An 18,615-nucleotide genomic window follows, 5' to 3' on the forward strand; every position below is an offset into this window, starting at 1 on the left:
CGTCGTCTACGCGGGCGGTCGGCCCGCGGGCTCGTGGGTCGGTGCGGCGCCCAAGCACGTCCTGGAGAAAAAGCTCACCTCGATCCTGCGGGCCGGCGGATGAGCGCCGAGACCGAGCCGGAAGCGGCCACCGCTCGCAGAACCGCGCGATGGCCGTGAGCCGATGACCGCACACCGGGTCCACAGCACCGCTCCCAGTGTGCTGGATTAATCAGTTCTTCTAGTGATTTTCGGTCGATACGATCGTTGTCGCTGACGCGCGGGGGCCGAACAGCCCGAGCGTCTTCGGGACGAAGACGCAGACCGCACGATGCGGCTCTTCGTGGAACGCGGGTCCGCACGCCTGTTTTCCTGTTGGCCCGCCGCCACAGTATTTCCCCAGTACACAGCCGACGCCGAGAGAGGATCCTCCGTGAGCAGGACGGCACACCACAGTCCTGGACTCCGCCCATTGCGTGACCGGGTGACCGCGCCGTCGTCCATCGCGCTGCCCACCATCGGTGACGGACTTGTCTGGAGACCTGTCACCGCCGACGACATCGGGCTGATTCTCGACCTGAGGCATGCCGCGGGAAGGATCGACCACCCGCACTCGCTGGTCATGAGAGACGAGCTGGAAGAGGAGTTTGCAAGCGCGGCGTTCACCCCCGGGAACGACGCGGTGATCGCTGTCGATTCCGCCGGGCGGGCCGTCGCCTACGGCTCGGCCGTGGCCCCGGCGAGCCAGGAGACGATCGTCTGGGTGGAACTCGACGGAACCGTGATCCCGGACCGCCGTGGCGAAGGCATCGGCAGGGCGCTGCTGGCATGGCAGGAGGCCCGCGCACTCCAGCATCTCGCGGCCTGCGACGCCGCCCTGCCCGGATGGCTCGCCTCGAGCGCCCACGACCATGCCACCCCTGCGATCCGGCTCCTGGAGACACACGGCTACGAACGAGCCCGGTGGTGGATGGAGCTGGAACGCGACCTCGCCGCACCGGTCGCCGAGCCGCCGCCTCTCTCCGGAGTGCGGTTCGTGCCCTATGCCGAGGCATGGCAGGAACGAGCCAGGTCCGCGTTGAACGACGCGTTCCGCGACCACTGGGGCACTCAGCCGGTCACCGCCGCCGAATGGGCCGCAGGCGACCGCCTGAGCGCGTTCCGCCCGGATCTGTCCGTACTCGCCGTCACCCCCGGAACACACGAGGGCGAGCGCGTCGTCGGTTTCGTCTTCGTCGACGTGGCCCAGGAAGAATGGCCGCTGCGGGGCGGCCCGTTCGGATATGTGACGGCTGTCGGCGTACGGCGGGAGGCGCGAGGAAACGGGCTGGCCCGTGCGATGCTGGCCCACGTGCTGGGGGCCTTGCGGGCCGACGGCCTGAACCACGCCGTGCTCGATGTCGATGCCGAGAACCCCACCGGCGCCCTCGGCCTGTATCAGAGCCTTGGTTTCACCGTCACCGACCGCTCGGTCAGCCTCGTCAAGCGCTTCTGAACCCCGGGCGCGTCCGGCCGTACGACCATTCACGGCATCGCCCAGCTACCACCCGACCACGACGAGCAGAAAGCCCTGGACATGTTCCCTTCCGCCATCACCGACTTCTGGCTGAGCCCGTCCCCGACAAGCCGACTCCTCTACGGCGACGACGATTTCAGCGTCACCGCCGATGCCGCCCTGGAGGAGGATGAACGACTCACCATTCTCACGACGACTGACGGAAAGACACGCGTACTGCTCACGCCGGCCATCGCTGTGACCATGGCACTGGAAGAAGGACGGCCGGTCGACGAGGCGGGCTTCCGGCGACGCCTGGAGGAGTCCGGCATCTCGCTGCACGGAGCCGACAACCTGTTCTACTTCACCGAGAAGGACCGGGAAACACTGCTCGGCGAACCGGACGCCCCCTCGATCCGCGCGCTCACCGAGGCCGATGCGCGGGCGTTCGAGCAGTTCGAGGAAGCCGCGTCGGAACAGGACCTCGACGACGCATCGGTCGAACTGGATCACTGGGCCGTATACGGCGCCTTCGACGACGGACGGCTGGTGTGCGTGGCGAGCATGTACCCGTGGAACGATGCTCCGCTGGCCGACCTCGGCGTCCTGACCCTCCCGTCCTACCGCGGTAAGGGGCACGCCCGGCGTCTCGTACGGGCGATCTCCCGGCACGCCCTCGCACGGAAACACGAACCTCAGTACCGCTGCCAGCTCGACAACCATGCCTCAGTGGCAGCGGCCGGATCAGCCGGCCTGACGCGATTCGGCACATGGGACGTCGTCTCGCCGGATTGAAACTCTCCACGACGCCGGAGGGAGCGTTGGTCGGGGTGCGGGGCGGCAATGTGAGCCGGGATGTCGAAGGTTGGTCGAGAGCGGGGGTGGCTGAGTTTCGGGGTGCGGGACGCAGCTTGGCCTGGTGGGCATCGGCCCAAGCCGAGCGGACGGATGAATGTCGCCGTCATGTGCTGCCACGATGTATTCCATGAGCATCCAGAACTCCAGCAGCTTTCTGGTGCGTGCTGCGGGTACTTCGGACTGGGCCGCACTCGCCGGCATTGACTCGATCGTGGCAGCCGGCGACTCCGCGCGACGCACGAACATCCGACGATGGTGCGAGCAGAGCTCAGTTGTCATGGCTGAAGACTCGTCCGGTCCTCTGGGTTACAGCGTGCTGGAGTACACCTTCTTCGAGCAGGGCTTCGTCACCATGCTGATGGTCGCGCCCGGCACCCGCCGACGAGGTGTCGGGGCACGTCTGCTCGACGCTGTCGAGGCAAGCTGTACCAGCCCGAAGTTGTTCACCTCGACGAACGTCTCCAACCAGCCCATGCAGCGCTTGCTGCAACGCGCTGGCTGGAGCCCGATCGGTCTGCTCCATGGCCTGGACGAGGGGGATCCCGAACTGTTCTTCCTCTGCCCGCAGAGGTTGACTCGGCGGTAGCCGGACAGCCACGGCATGGTGCGCTCGATGGCCATCGGCGGTGCCCCGAGCGTGCACTGGAGCCGATGCCTTTGCGTGCGATGCACACGCCGATCCGCTTCCGTCGAAGCCATCTGGGCAGGTCCGCCCGGTCGTGGGCTTTGTCCGCATGGAGGCACCGGACTGGCCCGGCAGCGGGCGTCGTCGGTTACGAGCCGATCGGCCGGGTAATCCGGAGCTCGGCAAACCATAGGGGAGCCCGGCCCACGCTCACCCGGGGCCCTGCTCAACTGGAGTTTCAGTCAGTGCTCGGCCCCGTATAAGCTGCGGGCTTATGGCCGACCGTAGAACGATGATCCTGGAAGCCGCAGCTCGGGTGATCGCGCGGCGGGGTGTCCGCGGTCTGAGGGTCGAGGAGCTCGCGGAGGAAGCCGACGTCTCCACAGCCCTGATCTACTACCACTTCAAGCACCGCACGGGGATACTCCGGGCCACGCTCGAGTTCATCAACGATCGAGCCGAGCGGTATACCCGTCAGCGCGATCCCGGCGCCCCAGCCGTGGACGCGCGCGGCGAACTGGAGCAGACGCTGCTGCTCGAACTGCAGGACACGCCGGAGGTCCGTGAGAACAGCACGGCCTGGGGCGAGCTGCGTGCCAGTGCGGTCTTCGAGCCGGAGCTGCGTGAAGATCTGGCGCGAGCCACGTTGATGTGGGTGCAGGAAGTCGCGGAGCTGCTGGGGAAGGTGCATCCCATGGCCGGAGCAGCCGCGCTGGCTCAGGCGGCAGAGCGCCTTACCGCGCTCCTGGAAGGCTTGAGCGTCCGATGGCTCAGCGGGAGCTTGCCACTCGTGCATGCCCGCCACCTGATGGCCGAGGCCATCGACGCGGAGTTGGCTCGCCTGGCCGGGTGACATCCGAAAGGTGCGGGGCGCGATCGTGCGCCCCAGGTACCTGACCACAGGAAACGGAGACGCGGGGGTAGGCAGACGGTCGCTGTGTCTTGACTGATATCCCAGTCAGGTTTTGCTCTGCGGCAGGAGCGGTGCACGGTCAGGTCAGAGGGTGCCACCGCTGGCTGTGCCGGAGCCGCGGGTGGCGTCCGCGAGTTCGACGGCTATCGCCTCCTTGAGCAGCCGCCGGGCGTGGTCGAGAGGGAGCGAGCCGCTCAGCCAGCGCACGCTCAGCCCCTCCAGTAGGGACGTCAGGCGCTCGGCGGCGGCCGCGTTGGCCGATGCGGTGTTCTGCGGGCGGGCGCGGGCGATGAGTTCAGCCGTCTCGTTGACCCAGGCGAGTGAGGCGCGGGCGAGGTCCTCTCGTAGGTCCGGGCGGAAGACCGCGCTGGCGCGCAACTCTCCCCAGGCGGTGCTGTTCTCGCGCACTTCCGGGGTGTCCTGCAGTTCGAGCAGAAGTGCGTGCTCCAGGTCGGTGCGCGGATCGAGTGGCTGGACGGCGGGATCCCGCACGGCGGTGTATCGGTCCGCGCGCTCGTTGATGAACTCCAGGGTGCGGCGCAGGAGTTCAGCGCGGTCGGTGAAGTGGTAGTAGATCAAGGCGGTCGACACGCCGGCCTCTTCGGCCAGTTCGCCGATGCGCAACCCGCGTACTCCGCGTCGCGCGATCAGCCGTGCTGCTGCTCTCAGGATCTGTGTTCGACGGTCTGGCACGAGCGTAGAGGCTATAACGTCCGGGGAAAAAACTGATCGAAATTTCAGGAACCCCCGGAGTGCGGCGCTGGGCTGGGGGATTTCGGGGTGGAGCTGCAGCCATCCAGGTTGACCGGCGGTGTATCAGAGGGTGCTCATATCGCTCTAAATCCCCACATTTCAGAGGGAATTTATCCGCCCGAGGGGGATTGACTGAATTTTCAGGTGGATGGAAGATGCGGGGCACGGCTTCCCGGATCCCGGGGGCAGCTCCGGGGAGGGGCTGTCAGTCATGGACGGCCCCGCTCCTGACGGGCTCGTCCCGGACCTGTCCTCCGTGATGGGTCCGATCGCCGAACGACTAGCTACGCAGATGCACCAGAGGAGATCCCTATGTCCTTCCGAATGCCGGCCGAGTGGACCGAGCACGAGCGCTGCCTGATGGCCTGGCCGACACGCCCGGACCTGTGGGGGGAGGTGCTGGACGAGGTCCGGTGCGAGTACGCGGCCGTCGCCCGTGCGATCGCCGAGTTCGAGCCGGTCACCATGGTCGCCTGCCCTGGGCAGGGAGATCAGGCCCGCGCACTGTGCGGGGACAGCGTCGAAGTGGTGGAGCTGCCCATCGACGACTCGTGGTTCCGCGACTCCGGACCGATCTTCGTTCTTGGCCGGGACGGCGAACGCGCCGGCGTCGACTTCCGCTTCAACGCCTGGGGCGGAAAGCACCATCCGTGGGATGCCGACGACAAGATCTCGGCCTTGCTGCTGGAGCGGTTCGACGTCCCGCGTATCGGCTCCTCGATGATCCTCGAAGGCGGCGCAATCACGGTGGACGGCGAGGGCACACTCATCACCACCGAACAGTGCCTGCTCCACCCCAACCGCAACCCGGGAATGACTCGGCAGCAGATCGAGGACGAACTCAAGTCCCGTCTCGGCGTGACCACCGTGATCTGGCTTCCCTACGGCGGCCTGGAAGACACCGAGACCGACGGGCACGTCGACGGAGTCTGCGCGTTCGTCGCACCCGGCAAGGTGCTGGTCCAGCTCCCCAGCAACCCGGACCACCCCGACTTCGCGCGGATGCGGGCCAACCGCGCCGTGCTCGAGGCCTCGGTCGATGCCCGGGGGCGCACGCTGGAGATCATCGACCTGCCGCAGAGCGCCTTCGTGGAGGTCGACGGTGAGCGAACCGAGGTCGGCTACCTCAACTTCTACGTCGCCAACGGCGGGGTCGTCGTGCCCGTCGCCGACATCCCGCAGGACGATGGTGCGCTGGCCGTGATCGCCTCGGCGTTCCCGGGCCGCAAGGTCGTCGGCGTGCGCAGCCGCGTCGTCGCCTACGGCGGTGGCGGTGTCCACTGCATCACGCAGCAGGTGCCTGCAGCAGGCACCCTCGCCTGAGACTCGGCGCCGTAGCCCCGCCCAGCCCGCCACAGCCGAGAGCGTCCCCTCGCCCGCCAAGCCAGTGAAGAGAGAGCGCCATGCCAGAACTGCTGCCCAGATCACACATCCGCAGAGCAGGCCGGCGCACCGCCGCCGCGCTCGCCGGCGCCGTCTCCCTCGCCCTGGTGGTGTCCTGTTCCGGGCCGCCCGACACCGGCCAGTCGGGGCACGGGAACGAGAACACGACGTTCCGGCTGTCGGCGGGCACGCCGACAGCGAAGGGCGGCATCGCCTCCTTCACCTGGGGCCTGTACGCCGAACCGCCGACCCTGGACTACATCTACTCGTTCGACTACAACCAGAACCTGATCCTCTCGAACGTCTGCGAGAGCCTGATGCGGTGGACGCCGCAGCTCAAGGAGGAGCCAGGGCTCGCGGAGAGGCTCGAGACTCCGAACCCGACCACCTTCGTCTTCGACCTGCGGCCCGACGTCCGTTTCCACGACGGCGGTGTGATGACGGCGGACGACGTCGTCCACAGCCTCAAGCGGCACCTGGACCCGAGCCTCGGCTCCTACTGGATCCAGACGTTCCAGAACGTCGCTTCCATTGGTAAGACCGGGCCCTTGCAGGTCACCGTCAAGCTCAAGCGGCCCGACTCGCAGTTCCCGCAGTACATGGCCACCGCCGCCGGCGCCGTGGCCAGCACCAAGAGGATCAAGGCAGCCGGCCAGGACTACGGCACCACGGGCAGCCTGGACTGCACCGGCCCCTACCGGCTCGGCACCTGGACCAAGGGCCAGTCCGTCACACTCGACCGCTTCGACGACTACTGGGGCGCGAAGGCCAAATCCGGCAAGGTCGTCTTCAACATCCTCACCGACCCCTCCGCACAGACCAACGCCCTGCTCAGCGGCGAGGTCGACGGCAGCTACCTCATCCCCACCGAGAGCTACGCCCGTCTGAGGAACAGCGGGCAGGGCACTCTCTTCTTCGGCGAGGGCCTGACGACGATCAACGTCAACGTCACCAACATGAAAGGCCCCCTCGGCGACGTCCGGGTGCGCCGCGCGCTGTCGATGGCGCTGGACCGCAAAGGCTTCGTGAAGGCCGCCCTCGCCGGGGCCGCGAACATCTCCACCTCCCTCACCCCGCACGCCGCCTGGGACGCCGCCGAACCCCAGGTCAAGAAGGCCGCCTTCGACGACCTCCCCTCCGCGACGCGGGACCTCGACAAGGCCAGAGCCCTGATCAAGGACGCCGGAGCCACCGGCAGCACGGTCACCATCGCCACCAGCCCCATCGGCCAGGACGTCTCCCTGCTCGCCACCGCGGTGCAGGCGGCCGGCACCGAGATCGGCCTGAACGTGCGGCTGAAGACCATCGCGCCGAACGCCTACACCGCGCTGTTCTCCGACCCCGAGGCACGGGCCGGCCTGGACATGTTCCCCGAGACTTACTACCTCTCCGTCACCGACCCGTTGGACCTCCTGTCCAGCTTCGAGACCGGCGCGTTCGAGAACCACGCCGACTACAGCAACCCGGACTACGACAAGCTTGTGCAGCAGGCCGTCAACACCTACGAACCAGCCCGGCGGCTCGCGATCGAGGCCGAGATCCAGAAGATCGCGGCGGACGACGTGCTGTGGATCCCCGTCGCGGAGTGGCCGACCAGCGTCTTCCTCAACAAACGCATCACGGGCGCCCCGACCACCATCTCCTACCTCTACTACCCCTGGGCCGCCGATGTCGGGGCCGCGCAATGAGGTTCGCGCGCTTCGCCGCCAGGCGCCTGACGGAGATGGCCCTCACGCTCCTGGGCGCTTCACTCGTGATCTTCGGGGCGATGTACCTCGCTCCGGGCAACCCCGCGAGCTTCCTGCTCTCCGGACGCTCCGCATCCCCGGAAGCGATCAAGGCGATCAACGAGCAGTATCACCTGGACGACCCCTTCGCGGTGCAGTACCTGCACTGGCTCGGCCAAATTCTGCAGGGCGACTTCGGCCGTTCCGTCGAGTACCGCACCAGCGTCTCGAGTCTGCTGGCCGCCCGGCTGCCCGCCACGCTGCTCCTGGTCGCGATGGCGCTCGTACTGGTCGTGGTGGTGGGCCTGGCGCTCGGCTGGATCGGCTCGGTCCGCGGCGGCCGGACGGACTCTGCGATCCTGGTCGCCACCACCTTCGCCGTCGGAATCCCGTCGTTCGTGGCCGCCGTCCTCCTGCAAGGATTGTTCGCGGTCAAACTGCACTGGTTCCCCAGCAGCGGAACCGGCAGCGGCATTTGGCAGATGATCTGGCATCTGACCCTGCCCGCCGTCGCTCTGGCTCTCTACCTGATCGGCATGCTCGCCCGCGTCACCCGTAGCACCATGCTCGAAGCCCTCGGCCACGAGCACGTCACCGTCGCCCGCAGCCGAGGCGTGACAGAACGCAAACTGGTCTGGCGTCACGTCTTCCGCAACTCGCTCGGCACCGTGCTCACCATGAGCGGGCTGATCGTCTCCACCCTGCTGATCTGCACCGTGCTGGTCGAATCCGCCTTCAGCGTCAACGGCATCGGACAGCTGCTCGACCTGGCCGCGACCACCAAGGACTTTCCCGTGGTCCAGGCCGTCTCCCTGATCATCGTGGGGCTCTTCATGACCGTGAACCTCGTCGTCGACCTTCTCCACCCGCTGGTCGACCCACGGGTCGTCCTCGGCGAGCGGGGACCATCCTCATGACCACCGCCACACTGGCGCGCCGTCCGGTGCTGTCCCGGCTCCGCACCACCCGCGCTCCGCTCTACCGGCTCTGCCTCGGCTTCGTCGGACTGCTCGTGCTGCTGGCGATCGCCGCGCCCTGGATCGCCCCGCACGCCCCCAACGCCGTCGAACTCGGCGACGCGCTGGCCGGGCCCTCCGCCGCGCATCCGCTCGGCGTGGACGCCTCCGGACGGGACACCCTGTCCCGCCTTCTGGTCGGCGCCCGCACCTCACTGCTCGGCCCGCTCGGCGTCGTCTTCTTCTCCACCGTGATCGGCGTTGCGGTGGGAATCAGCGCAGGCTGGCGCGGCGGCTGGCTCGACTCCGTACTCTCCCGCACCACCGAACTCGTCTTCGCCTTCCCTGGCCTGCTGCTGGCCATCCTCATCACCGCAGTCAACGGTCCCGGCCTGGCCGCACCAGTCCTCGCCCTCGGGGTCGCCTACGTGCCCTACGTCAGCAGGCTCACCCGCTCCCTCGTCCTGGCGGAGCGCCAACGCCCCTACATCGAGGCCTACTACGTCCAGGGCCACTCAGGCACGCAGACCTGCCTGCGGCACGTTCTCCCCAACATCGCGCCCGTCGTACTCGCCCAGTCCACTGTCAACTTCGGATACGCACTGATCGACCTGGCCGGCCTCTCCTTCCTCGGCCTCGGCGTCCCACCGCTCACACCCGACTGGGGCCGCATGGTCTTCGACGGCGAGACCGCCATCCAGTCCGGCTACCCCCTGTCCGCGATCCTGCCCTGCGTGGCGATCGTGCTGACCGTCGTCGCCTTCAACGTCGTCGGCGAACGCTGGGCCGACCAGGTCGCAAGGAGGAACCGGTGAACACCCTCGACATCCGGGGCCTGCGCCTGCGCCTGCCCAACACTGCGCGACCAGTCCTCGACGGCATCGACCTGACCGTCGCCCGCAAGGAGACCGTCGCCCTGGTCGGCGAGTCGGGCTCCGGCAAAACCCTCACCTCCCGCAGCGTGCTGCGACTGCTGCCGCCAGGAGCCGCCACCGAGGGCAGCATCCTCGTCGACGGCCAGGACACCCTGGCCATGCCCCCCGCCGAACTCCGGCGGCTGCGCACCCACACCGCAGCGATGATCTTCCAGGACCCGCGGGCCGCCATCAACCCGCTGCGCCGCATCGGCGACTTCCTCACCGAGAGCCTCCGCCTGAACGCCGGCACCCCGGCGGCCGAGGCCACCGCACGGGCCGCACGGATGCTGGAATCCGTCGGCCTCAGCCACACGGTGCTCGGCCAGTACCCGGGCCGGCTCTCCGGCGGGATGCTCCAACGCGTCATGATCGCCGCCGCGCTGATGGGAGACCCAGCCCTGGTCCTGGCCGACGAGCCCACCACCGCCCTCGACGTGACCACCCAGGCCGAGGTGGTCGGTCTCCTCGACGACCTGCGCGAGCAATTCGGCACCGGACTCCTCTTCGTCACCCACGACCTGGGACTGGCCGCCGCCATCAGCGACCGCGTCTACGTCATGTACGCGGGCCGGATCGCCGAGACAGGCCCGGCCGAGTCGCTGTTCCGGCGACCTCACCACCCCTACACAACCGCTCTGCTCAGCTCCACCCCACGCCTGGATGCCCCACGCGGCCGACTCACCGCCATCGACGGCCAACCCCCGAGCCTGCAGCAGAAACTGACAGGCTGCCCATTCGCACCCCGATGCCGATTCACCACCGCGGTCTGCACCGAACGGGCCCCCGCGCTGCACCCCATTGCCGACCCATCCCGCCAGGTGGCCTGCCACCACAGCGACCAGCTCGAAAAGATGACCGCCGATGCGTAGAACCGTCCGACCGGCCAACGCCGCCCTGCGCTGCGGCACCTCCAGTCCATCGGGCAGCGCGACCGTCCTGGAGGTCACCGGCCTGCGTCGCTGCTTCGGCAACGTGCAGGCCGTGGACGACGTCTCCTTCATCGTCCGCCAAGGCGGATCGCTGGGCATCGTGGGGGAGTCCGGCTCCGGCAAGACCACCACCGCACGCATCGTCGCGGGTCTTGAACGCAGCGACGCCGGACACGTCCTGGTCCACGGCCGTGACCGCGCCGACCGCCGTGAGCGCCGACGCGACGCCCGGCTTGCCCGAGCCCGCGAGGTGCAGATGGTTTTCCAGGACCCCTTCCTCTCCCTTGACCCACGCATCACCGTCGGGAAGGTTCTGCGCGAGACCCTGCGTCTCCACTTCCCCGGCACCGACCACACCTCCCGGATCGCGGAACTACTCGCCCAGGTCGGCCTCGGAACGCGCGAGGAAAGCGCCCTGCCGCGCCAACTCTCCGGTGGCCAGCGTCAACGCGCCGCTATCGCCCGCGCCTTGGCCGTAGAACCTGCGGCCCTGGTCCTCGACGAGGCCGTCGCGGCACTCGACGTCTCCGTCCAGGCCCAGATCCTCAATCTGCTCGCCGACATCCGCGAACGGACCGGCATTGCCTACCTGTTCATCACCCACGACCTCGGCGTCGTCCGCTGCGTCACCGACGACGTCCTCGTCATGCGCCACGGCCGCATTGTCGAGTCGGGCCGCACCGAGCAGGTTCTCGCCGACCCCCGACACCCATATACCCGCCTGCTGATGGACTCGGTTCCCCGGCCAGGCTGGGACCCGAGGCGTATCTCCGCGGCACGCCGAGCACTTTGAAGCGCTCGCCGGCCCCGGCGGACCGAGGGCCAGTGCCGCTGAGCGGGACCTGCCATCGTGCAGACCGGCGTGGTCGTTCTTCGGACGGCCGGTGCCGAGCCCGGTGGGTGAGCGTCCGCAGCTGCACTGAGCACCGCAGCCATGCTGCCCGTTCCTCCACCAGGCCTCTCCGATGCCCAGACAGCGCGTCGTTCATCGTCACGAGGTGGTGGCATCGGGCCCGCGTAGCCGCCGCCATGGAGAACCCGGGCGCCATCCGCAGGCTACAGGCACGCAGTGGGCCAACGATGTCATCCCCGCCGGCCGACCCGGGCGGGTGGAGGCCGTCAGCGGCGCCAATGCGGCCGGCTCCGCGGTCACGGGCGTTCCTGCCCTGCCCGCGCCGGCCACCGCGAACGTCACCAGCGGCACCCTCACGCCTGCACTCGTTCCCCTACCCGCGGGCGCGCATCGACGCGCTCGTCAGGAGCCGGGACATCCCCGCGCCGTCGTCAGCGGCCGGGCCACCCCAACCCCTTCCGCCCCCTACGGAGGCCAACACATGAACACCCCCGAACGCTTCGACGTGGTCGAGGCATCGATCGCCCAGCTCCGGGCAGCACTGGAGGAGCAGCGCACCACCGCCGTCGAGCTGGTGCGCGCCTGCCAGGAGCGCATCGCAGCCTACGACGCGCCGGGCACGCCCACAGCCCTGAACGCCGTAGTGGTCCACAACCCCGGGGCACTGACGGAGGCGGAGGCATCCGATGCGCGCCGCGCGGCCGGGCAGACGCTCGGTCCACTGGACGGGATCCCCTACACCGCCAAGAACAGCTACCTGGTGCGCGGGCTCACCGTCGCGGCCGGATCCCCGGCGTTCGCGCAGCTGGTGGCGCAGCGCGACGCGTTCACCATCGAGCGCCTGCGTGCCGCCGGCGCCGTCTGCCTGGGGCTGACGAACATGCCACCCATGGCCAACGGCGGAATGCAGCGCGGTCTCTACGGGCGTGCGGAGAGCCCCTACAACGCCGACTACCTCACGGCCCCCTTCGGCTCCGGCTCCTCCAACGGCTCGGGCACCGCAACTGCTGCGAGCTTCGGCGCGTTCGGCCTGGGCGAGGAAACCTGGTCCAGCGGGCGCGGCCCGGCCTCCAACAACGCCCTCTGTGCCTACACCCCCTCGCGCGGCGTCATCTCGGTGCGCGGGAACTGGCCGCTCGTGCCCACCATGGACGTGGTGGTACCCCACACCCGCACCATGGCCGACCTTCTTGAGGTCCTCGACGTCGTCGTGGCCGACGACACCGAGATACGCGGGGACTTTTGGCGTACCCAGCCTTGGGTGGACATCCCGAAGGCCGGCGACGTGCGCCCCGAGTCCTACCTGGGGCTGGCGCCGTCCGGCCCCGATGAGGCGCGGGCGACCCTGCGTGGCGTCACGCTGGGTGTGCCGCGCATGTACATCAACGCCGACCCCCAGGCAGGTACGGGCAAGGGGCCCGGGATCGGCGGCGCCATGGGACGCCGCATTCACACACGCGCATCCGTGATCGACCTGTGGGCCGCGGCCCGCGCTGACCTGGAGGCCGCCGGTGCCACCGTGATCGAGGTCGACTTCCCGACGGTGACCAACTACGAGGGCGACCGCCCCGGAGCCCCCACCATCGCCGACCGAGGCCTGGTACCTCCCGAGTACCTGCACACCGAGCTCGTGGAGCTCTCCGCCTGGGCGTGGGAGGACTTCGTCGCAGCCAACGGTGACCCGGGCCTGAGCACCATCGCCGGTGTGGACGGCAGCCAGATCTTCCCGGAGCCCGAGGGCGCACTGCCCGACCGCTACGACGGCATGGAAGAACACATCTCGCACTACCCGCAGTCGGTGCGCGAAATGGCCGGGGCCCCGTTCACACAGCTTCCGTTCGTGGCGGAGGGGCTCAAGGGGTTGGAGCTCACGCGCCGCGTAGACCTGGAGGAATGGATGGAACGGGTGGGCCTGGACGCGGTCGTGTTCCCGGCGGTGGCCGACGTCGGTGCCGCCGACATGGACATCAACCCGGACACCGCGGCGCACGGCTGGGCCAACGGCGTGTGGGTGGCCAACGGCAACCTGGCGCCCCGCCACCTGGGGATCCCCACGGTGACCGTGCCCATGGGCACCATGGCAGACACGGAGATGCCCGTCGGGCTCACCTTCGCCGGGCCCGCCTACTCCGACACCTCCTTGCTGCACTTGGCAGCAGCCTTCGAAGCTACCGGGAAGCGGCGTACCGAGCCCCTGCGCACTCCGCGGCTGTAGGACGTCCCGGCGCCGCCCGGCCGGGACAACGCCCTGGCCGGGCTGTGGTGGGCGGACCCGGCGGCGTCTGAGATTCCGACGGGGCAGGCACCTGAGAACTTGCAGGCGGCGAGGAAACCGCCCTCCGTACGGCACGGATATCCGACCGTAGGGCGGTCGCGGTCCTCCGCATCGTGTCCGCAGTGCCGCCGGTGGCCGGCTTTGGCGCGGCAGCCGAGCCTGGTTTCGCCCCGCATGGGCTGCGGATCGCTCGCCAAGGCCGCAGGCGGGCGGCCGGTAGCCCTCTGGGGTCACAAGGCCCACAATGTCGTGAACTATCTGCTGAATTCGGCGCAGCCGGGAGCGGCAAGGCGATACAGGAGATCTGCGATGCCGAGGACTGCACCCACGCTGAGAAGGCGATCGATGCGGCCGCCCGTGCCTACGGCGCCAGGACCGGCGTGGAGATCACCGCCTTTTGGCGCTGTATCAAGCAGGGCTGGAACGCGCCCTGCCTGCCCGGAGCACATCGACAGAACCGGGTGGTCCTGCAGGTACTGGTCTCGGCAGCGTTCGACCACGCCGACGACGGCTGCCAGGCCATCTGAGACGGCATCGTCAGGCCCTGGTTCGACTCGATCCACAACTCTTGACAACGGCTCGTTCCGAGGTTCACAAGCCGCTCCCGGGGTTCGGTATCCCTACCAGCAGGATCAGCACGCCGCTCGCATGGTCACCATCCGAATGTGCACGTGCACACTCCCGGTCGCTCATTGCACTGCCCTCCCCCCATTGAGGTAGATGCTCACAGCTTTGTACTTTAAAGCGCCCGGCTGCAGCACAGTACCCGGGCGCAGGAATTCTCGAGCAAAGGAAGAAGCGATGCAAAGACGCAGCGTGAGGGCAAGTATATGTCTGGGAGCGGTATTGCCGGTCCTGCTCGTGGCAGGGTGCACAGCGCAAAGCTCCACCACCGAGACGGGTAATTCGAAAGGGCCTGAGGGCTTGGCAACCCCGGGTACGCTCACCGCATGCATCGATTCCGCATATCCACCGCTCGAGTACTACAAAAATGGTGTTGACGGCGAGATCGTCGGTATCGACGCAGACGGGATCCGAGCGCTCGGAAAACTCTGGGACGTAAACGTTAAGCTGGAGAACCAGGCATTCGAAGGTTTGGTTCCCGCGCTTCAAACAGGTCGCTGTGATCTGCTCTGGTCAGGGCTCTACATGAATGAAGAGCGCGAGCAAACACTCGACGGAGTCGCCTACATGGTCACCGGCCCGGCGCTCGCGGTCCGTCCTGCGAACGAGGGCAAGTACACGGAGAAACTCGACTTGTGCGGTGGCCACTTCGGCGTTCAGAGCGGCGGCGCGATCGCCGGCATGCTCAAGAAGCTCAGCGACAACTGCACGGCCAAGGACAAGGCTCCGGTCAAGGTGTCGCAGTATCCGCAGCCGAACGACATCATCGCGTCGGTGGTCAACGGCAAGCTCGACGGCATCGTCGAGACCGACATCGCCCTGCAGCTGATGGTGGAGAAGACCAAGGGTCTTGCGTATATCGAGGGGATCTTCCCCGCGGAGACCAAGTTCGGCGTTTTCACCAACAAGGGGTCGAAGCTGTCGCAGCCCGTCTCCGAGGGTGTGAAGAAGCTCATCGAGAACGGCGAGATGGGCAAGATCCTCGAGAACTACAAGATCCCGGCGTCGCGTCTCGCGACCTCGGACTGAGCGGGTGACACCGATGGATTTCGATTTCGAAGTCTTCTGGCAGCAGCTGCTCTCACCAACCTTCGCGTTCGGCGCCCTGCTCGCCCTCTCCGTCGCGACCGTCGCACTCGTGCTCTCGCTCGCCCTCGGCTACCTGCTGGCGCTGGGGCGGGCGAGCAAGTACACCGCGGCCCGCGGCGTGAGCGCCGTCTACATCTGGCTGTTCCGGGCACTGCCTGCACTGCTGGTGCTCGTGGTGGTGTGGAACGCGCTGCCTCAGCTGATCCCGGCGCTGCGCCAGGACTGGTACAGCCCGTTCTGGGCAGCAGTGCTCGGGCTCACCCTGGTCGAGGCCGCCTACATGGCCGAGATCGTACGCGCCGCGCTGCTCTCGGTGGACGAGGGGCAGCCGCTCGCCGGCCGGGCGCTCGGGATGAAGCCGGTGCAGGTCACCACAAAGATCGTGTTCCCTCAGGCATTCCGTGTGGCCCTGCCGCCGCTGTCGAACGAGTTCATCGGCCTGATCAAGTTCACCTCGCTCGCGAGCGTGATCTCGTTGCGCGAGCTGATGACGCTGGCCTCGGCCGGTGTTGCCAACACCTTCCGCTACACCGAGTTCTACAGCGTGGCCGCGGTCTACTACCTGGTGATTGTCTCGCTGCTGATGATGCTGCAGCGGTGGCTGGAGAAGAAGGTGGCATGGACGAACGTCGACCGGAAGCGGTCGTCGTTCTTGCGGATGGGGAGTGGATCCAAATGAACGACGGCTTGGTCACTCGCAGCGCGCTGCTGCCTGACGGCAGCAACTATGCCGGGCCAGCGCTGTTCGTGCGCGGCCTGCACAAGAGCTACGGCGGCAACGAAGTGCTGCGCGGGGTCGACTTCTCGGTGCGTAAGGGCGAGGTGAAGGCCGTGCTCGGTCCCTCGGGCTCGGGCAAGTCGACCATGCTACGCCTGATGGCGCTGCTCGAACCGGCGGATCGGGGTGAGATCCTGCTGCACGGCGAGCGGATCGGCGCGATCCAGCACGCCAACCGGTTGAAGTACCACCCCGAACGCAAACTCGCGGTCGAACGCCGCGAGATTGGCATGGTGTTCCAGAAGTTCAACCTCTTCCCGCACCTGACCGCCCTCGACAACGTGAAGCTCGCGATGACGACGGTGCAGAAGGTCGCGAAGCGCGAGGCCGAGGAAACCGCGGCCGAAATGCTGAAGCGGGTCGGCCTCGCCGATCGCACGGGGCACTACCCCTCGCAGCTCTCGGGCGGCCAGCAGCAGCGCGTCGCGATCGCACGTGCGCTCGTGCTCGAACCCTCGGTGCTGCTCTTCGACGAGCCCACCTCGGCGCTCGACCCCGAGCTCGTCGGCGAGGTCCTCGAGGTGATGGAGCAGCTGGCTGAGAACGGCATGACCATGATCGTGGTCACCCACGAGGTCCGCTTCGCCCGGCGGGTGGCCGACGAGGTCACACTCTTCGACAGCGGCGTGATCGTCGAGGCCGCGCCACCGGAGGAGTTCTTCGAGAACCCCCAGCACGAACGGACCCGGAAGTTCCTTAGCCATGTCACATAAGTTCACTGCCGCCCGCGTGCCCGAGGCCGAGGCCGAACGGGCGCGCGGGGCCGGCGTAGACCCCGACAACACCGGTCTGGCCGTCCTGAGCCTGATCCGGGCCTACGGCGTCGACACGGTGTTCGGGATCCCGGGCACCCACAACGTGGAGTTCTACCGCCACCTGCGACGACTGGGCATGCGCGCCGTGACCACGCGCCACGAACAAGGCGCCGGCTACGCCGCCGACGGCTGGTCGCAACGCACCCGCCTGCCCGGCGTGGTGATCACCACCTCGGGCCCCGGACTACTGAACGCCCTCTCAGCCGCAGGCACGGCCTACTGCGAGTCGCGGCCGCTGATCATCCTCGCCCCAGGCGTGCCGCTCGGACAGGAGTTCGCCGACATCGGCACGTTGCACGAGACAAAGGATCAACTCGGCGCCGCCTCGGCGATCGTGGAGTGGGGCCGGCGGGTGAGGAGCGCCGAAGAAGCCGTGGCGGCCGTGCACGACGCCTTCAAGCTCTTCCGCACCTCGCGGCCGCGCCCGGTCTACATCGAGGTGCCCCTCGACGTCCTCGAGGGGCCGGCCGACATCGATCTTGCGAGCCTCACGCCGCGACCACTTCCCCCGTCCGCAATCGCGGGGCCGGCGGAGGTACACGCGGCAGCGTCGGCCCTGCGCACGGCCCGACAGCCGGTCATCCTCGCCGGCGGCGGCTCGGTGGGCGCAGGCGACGAGCTCCAGACGCTCGCCGAGTACCTGGGCGTGCCTGTGGTGACCACGCTCAACGGCAAGGGCGTGCTGCCCGAGAGCCATGCGCTCTCCCTCGGATCGGGGCTGCGCCTCGACGCGGTGCGCCGCGTGGTGAACGGCTCCGATGCGCTGCTCGTCGTCGGCTCGAAGCTCGGCGAGACCGAACTCTGGGACGGGGAACTCGCCCCGCAGGGCACCGTGATCCGCGTCGACATCCTCGCCTCGCAGGCACACAAGAACCTCGCTGCAACGCACGCGCTGATCGGCGACGCGAGCGCCGTGCTCGCACAGCTCTCCGCCGTACTCGGTGCGGAGCCCGGCGGTCCGGCATCGGGCGCCACCCCCTGGTGCGATCTCGCCGAAGTACGCGAGGCGACCGCTCGCGATGCAGCCGAGTTTGCCGAGCTCGAGGATCGCGTGGCCGGGCGCATCGCCTCCACGCTGCCGCCCGATGCCGTCGTCACGGGCGACTCCTCGCAGATCACCTACTACGGGATGGCGAGCCGCGTGCGGCCCGACGAGCCCGGAGCTTTCATGTACATGGCGACCTACGCCACGCTCGGCTACGGCCTGCCCGCAGCCATCGGCGCGAAGATCGCCTCACCGGAGCGGCCGGTGGTCGGAGTGATCGGCGACGGCGCACTCATGTTCTCGATCCAGGAGCTCCAGACCGCCGTCGAACAGCGTCTCGACCTCACGATCGTGTGCATTGACAACGGCGGCTACGGCGAGATCGAGCAGAACCAGGCGGACCGCGGCATCGACCCGATCGGCGTGCGGTTGGCCCAGCCGAACTGGCCGGCCCTCGTCGAGGCCTTCGGCGGCCACGGCTACGCGGTCAGCGATCCGGATACCCTTGAGGCTGTGATCGCCACAGCGCTGGCTGCGTCCGGCGTGACGCTGGTGCACGTCGACCTTGGCATGTTCGAGACCGCGTCGGACTAGGCCGATTATTCAAACTGTCATCTGCTGTGCGCTGTCTGGCACTTCTCCGAACTTTCGGCTTCGCTGG

General features: G+C 68.2%; 17 protein-coding genes and 1 pseudogene. 16 read left to right on the forward strand and 2 right to left on the reverse strand.

The window, feature by feature from the left end; translation table 11 throughout:
* Positions 1-412 precede the first annotated feature (412 nt).
* From ACIHCL_RS33045 to ACIHCL_RS33055, 3 genes are all read left to right on the forward strand, one after another.
* Entirely contained in the window at positions 413-1,474 is a 1,062-nt protein-coding gene (locus ACIHCL_RS33045) for a GNAT family N-acetyltransferase (protein ID WP_399867833.1), read from the forward strand.
* An 81-nt stretch (positions 1,475-1,555) separates the two neighbouring features.
* Positions 1,556-2,269, forward strand: coding sequence for a GNAT family N-acetyltransferase (locus tag ACIHCL_RS33050; protein ID WP_399867834.1), 714 nt, complete (start codon positions 1,556-1,558; stop codon positions 2,267-2,269).
* A gap of 190 nt (positions 2,270-2,459) precedes the next feature.
* On the forward strand, positions 2,460-2,918 hold the full coding sequence (locus ACIHCL_RS33055) for a GNAT family N-acetyltransferase (protein ID WP_399867836.1): 459 nt from the start codon (positions 2,460-2,462) through the stop codon (positions 2,916-2,918).
* Here the strand turns inward: ACIHCL_RS33055 and ACIHCL_RS33060 are convergent.
* Positions 2,903-3,072, reverse strand: a pseudogene (locus ACIHCL_RS33060) (IS5/IS1182 family transposase); the annotation flags it as partial. The gene ACIHCL_RS33055 and the pseudogene ACIHCL_RS33060 overlap by 16 nt on opposite strands.
* 159 nt (positions 3,073-3,231) lie before the next feature.
* Here ACIHCL_RS33060 and ACIHCL_RS33065 point away from each other — a divergent pair.
* Positions 3,232-3,810: a TetR/AcrR family transcriptional regulator gene (locus tag ACIHCL_RS33065; protein ID WP_399867838.1), complete on the forward strand. Its 579-nt coding sequence runs from the start codon at positions 3,232-3,234 to the stop codon at positions 3,808-3,810.
* Between the two features lie 144 nt (positions 3,811-3,954).
* Here the strand turns inward: ACIHCL_RS33065 and ACIHCL_RS33070 are convergent, their stop codons facing one another.
* Positions 3,955-4,563, reverse strand: coding sequence for a TetR/AcrR family transcriptional regulator (locus tag ACIHCL_RS33070; protein ID WP_399867839.1), 609 nt, complete (start codon positions 4,561-4,563; stop codon positions 3,955-3,957).
* 372 nt (positions 4,564-4,935) lie between these two features.
* On the opposite strand from ACIHCL_RS33070, the gene ACIHCL_RS33075 reads away from it, so the two are divergent.
* The 12 genes from ACIHCL_RS33075 to ACIHCL_RS33130 all read left to right on the forward strand — a co-directional run bounded on the left by ACIHCL_RS33075 (position 4,936) and on the right by ACIHCL_RS33130 (position 18,548).
* Positions 4,936-5,946 carry an agmatine/peptidylarginine deiminase gene (locus ACIHCL_RS33075; RefSeq protein ID WP_399867841.1) on the forward strand — a complete coding sequence of 337 codons (1,011 nt, stop codon included), beginning with the start codon at positions 4,936-4,938 and terminating at the stop codon, positions 5,944-5,946.
* Between the two features lie 80 nt (positions 5,947-6,026).
* A complete protein-coding gene (locus ACIHCL_RS33080) occupies positions 6,027-7,694 on the forward strand; it encodes an ABC transporter substrate-binding protein (protein WP_399867842.1) in 1,668 nt (555 codons plus the stop codon).
* Positions 7,691-8,650: an ABC transporter permease gene (locus ACIHCL_RS33085; RefSeq protein WP_399867843.1), complete on the forward strand. Its 960-nt coding sequence runs from the start codon at positions 7,691-7,693 to the stop codon at positions 8,648-8,650. Before ACIHCL_RS33080 ends, ACIHCL_RS33085 begins: the two co-directional genes overlap by 4 nt.
* Positions 8,647-9,504: an ABC transporter permease gene (locus ACIHCL_RS33090; RefSeq protein ID WP_399867845.1), complete on the forward strand. Its 858-nt coding sequence runs from the start codon at positions 8,647-8,649 to the stop codon at positions 9,502-9,504. Before ACIHCL_RS33085 ends, ACIHCL_RS33090 begins: the two co-directional genes overlap by 4 nt.
* Positions 9,501-10,475, forward strand: coding sequence for an ABC transporter ATP-binding protein (locus ACIHCL_RS33095; protein ID WP_399867846.1), 975 nt, complete (start codon positions 9,501-9,503; stop codon positions 10,473-10,475). Before ACIHCL_RS33090 ends, ACIHCL_RS33095 begins: the two co-directional genes overlap by 4 nt.
* Positions 10,468-11,328 (forward strand): ABC transporter ATP-binding protein, encoded by an 861-nt coding sequence (locus tag ACIHCL_RS33100; RefSeq protein ID WP_399867848.1) that lies wholly within the window; start codon positions 10,468-10,470, stop codon positions 11,326-11,328. The genes ACIHCL_RS33095 and ACIHCL_RS33100 overlap by 8 nt, the downstream gene beginning before the upstream one ends.
* 541 nt (positions 11,329-11,869) lie before the next feature.
* Positions 11,870-13,603: an amidase gene (locus tag ACIHCL_RS33105; protein WP_399867850.1), complete on the forward strand. Its 1,734-nt coding sequence runs from the start codon at positions 11,870-11,872 to the stop codon at positions 13,601-13,603.
* Between the two features lie 173 nt (positions 13,604-13,776).
* Positions 13,777-14,190 carry a hypothetical protein gene (locus ACIHCL_RS33110; RefSeq protein ID WP_399867852.1) on the forward strand — a complete coding sequence of 138 codons (414 nt, stop codon included), beginning with the start codon at positions 13,777-13,779 and terminating at the stop codon, positions 14,188-14,190.
* 397 nt (positions 14,191-14,587) lie between these two features.
* Positions 14,588-15,316: a transporter substrate-binding domain-containing protein gene (locus ACIHCL_RS33115; RefSeq protein WP_399867854.1), complete on the forward strand. Its 729-nt coding sequence runs from the start codon at positions 14,588-14,590 to the stop codon at positions 15,314-15,316.
* 13 nt (positions 15,317-15,329) lie between these two features.
* Positions 15,330-16,055: an amino acid ABC transporter permease gene (locus ACIHCL_RS33120; RefSeq protein ID WP_399867856.1), complete on the forward strand. Its 726-nt coding sequence runs from the start codon at positions 15,330-15,332 to the stop codon at positions 16,053-16,055.
* Entirely contained in the window at positions 15,995-16,867 is an 873-nt protein-coding gene (locus ACIHCL_RS33125; RefSeq protein WP_399867858.1) for an amino acid ABC transporter ATP-binding protein, read from the forward strand. The genes ACIHCL_RS33120 and ACIHCL_RS33125 overlap by 61 nt, the downstream gene beginning before the upstream one ends.
* Before the next feature lie 16 nt (positions 16,868-16,883).
* Positions 16,884-18,548, forward strand: a complete 1,665-nt coding sequence (locus ACIHCL_RS33130) for a thiamine pyrophosphate-binding protein (protein ID WP_399867860.1) — start codon at positions 16,884-16,886, stop codon at positions 18,546-18,548.
* Positions 18,549-18,615: the final 67 nt, after the last annotated feature.

This window comes from Streptomyces sp. NPDC052042, assembly GCF_044548345.1.
Lineage (GTDB): Bacteria > Actinomycetota > Actinomycetes > Streptomycetales > Streptomycetaceae > Streptomyces.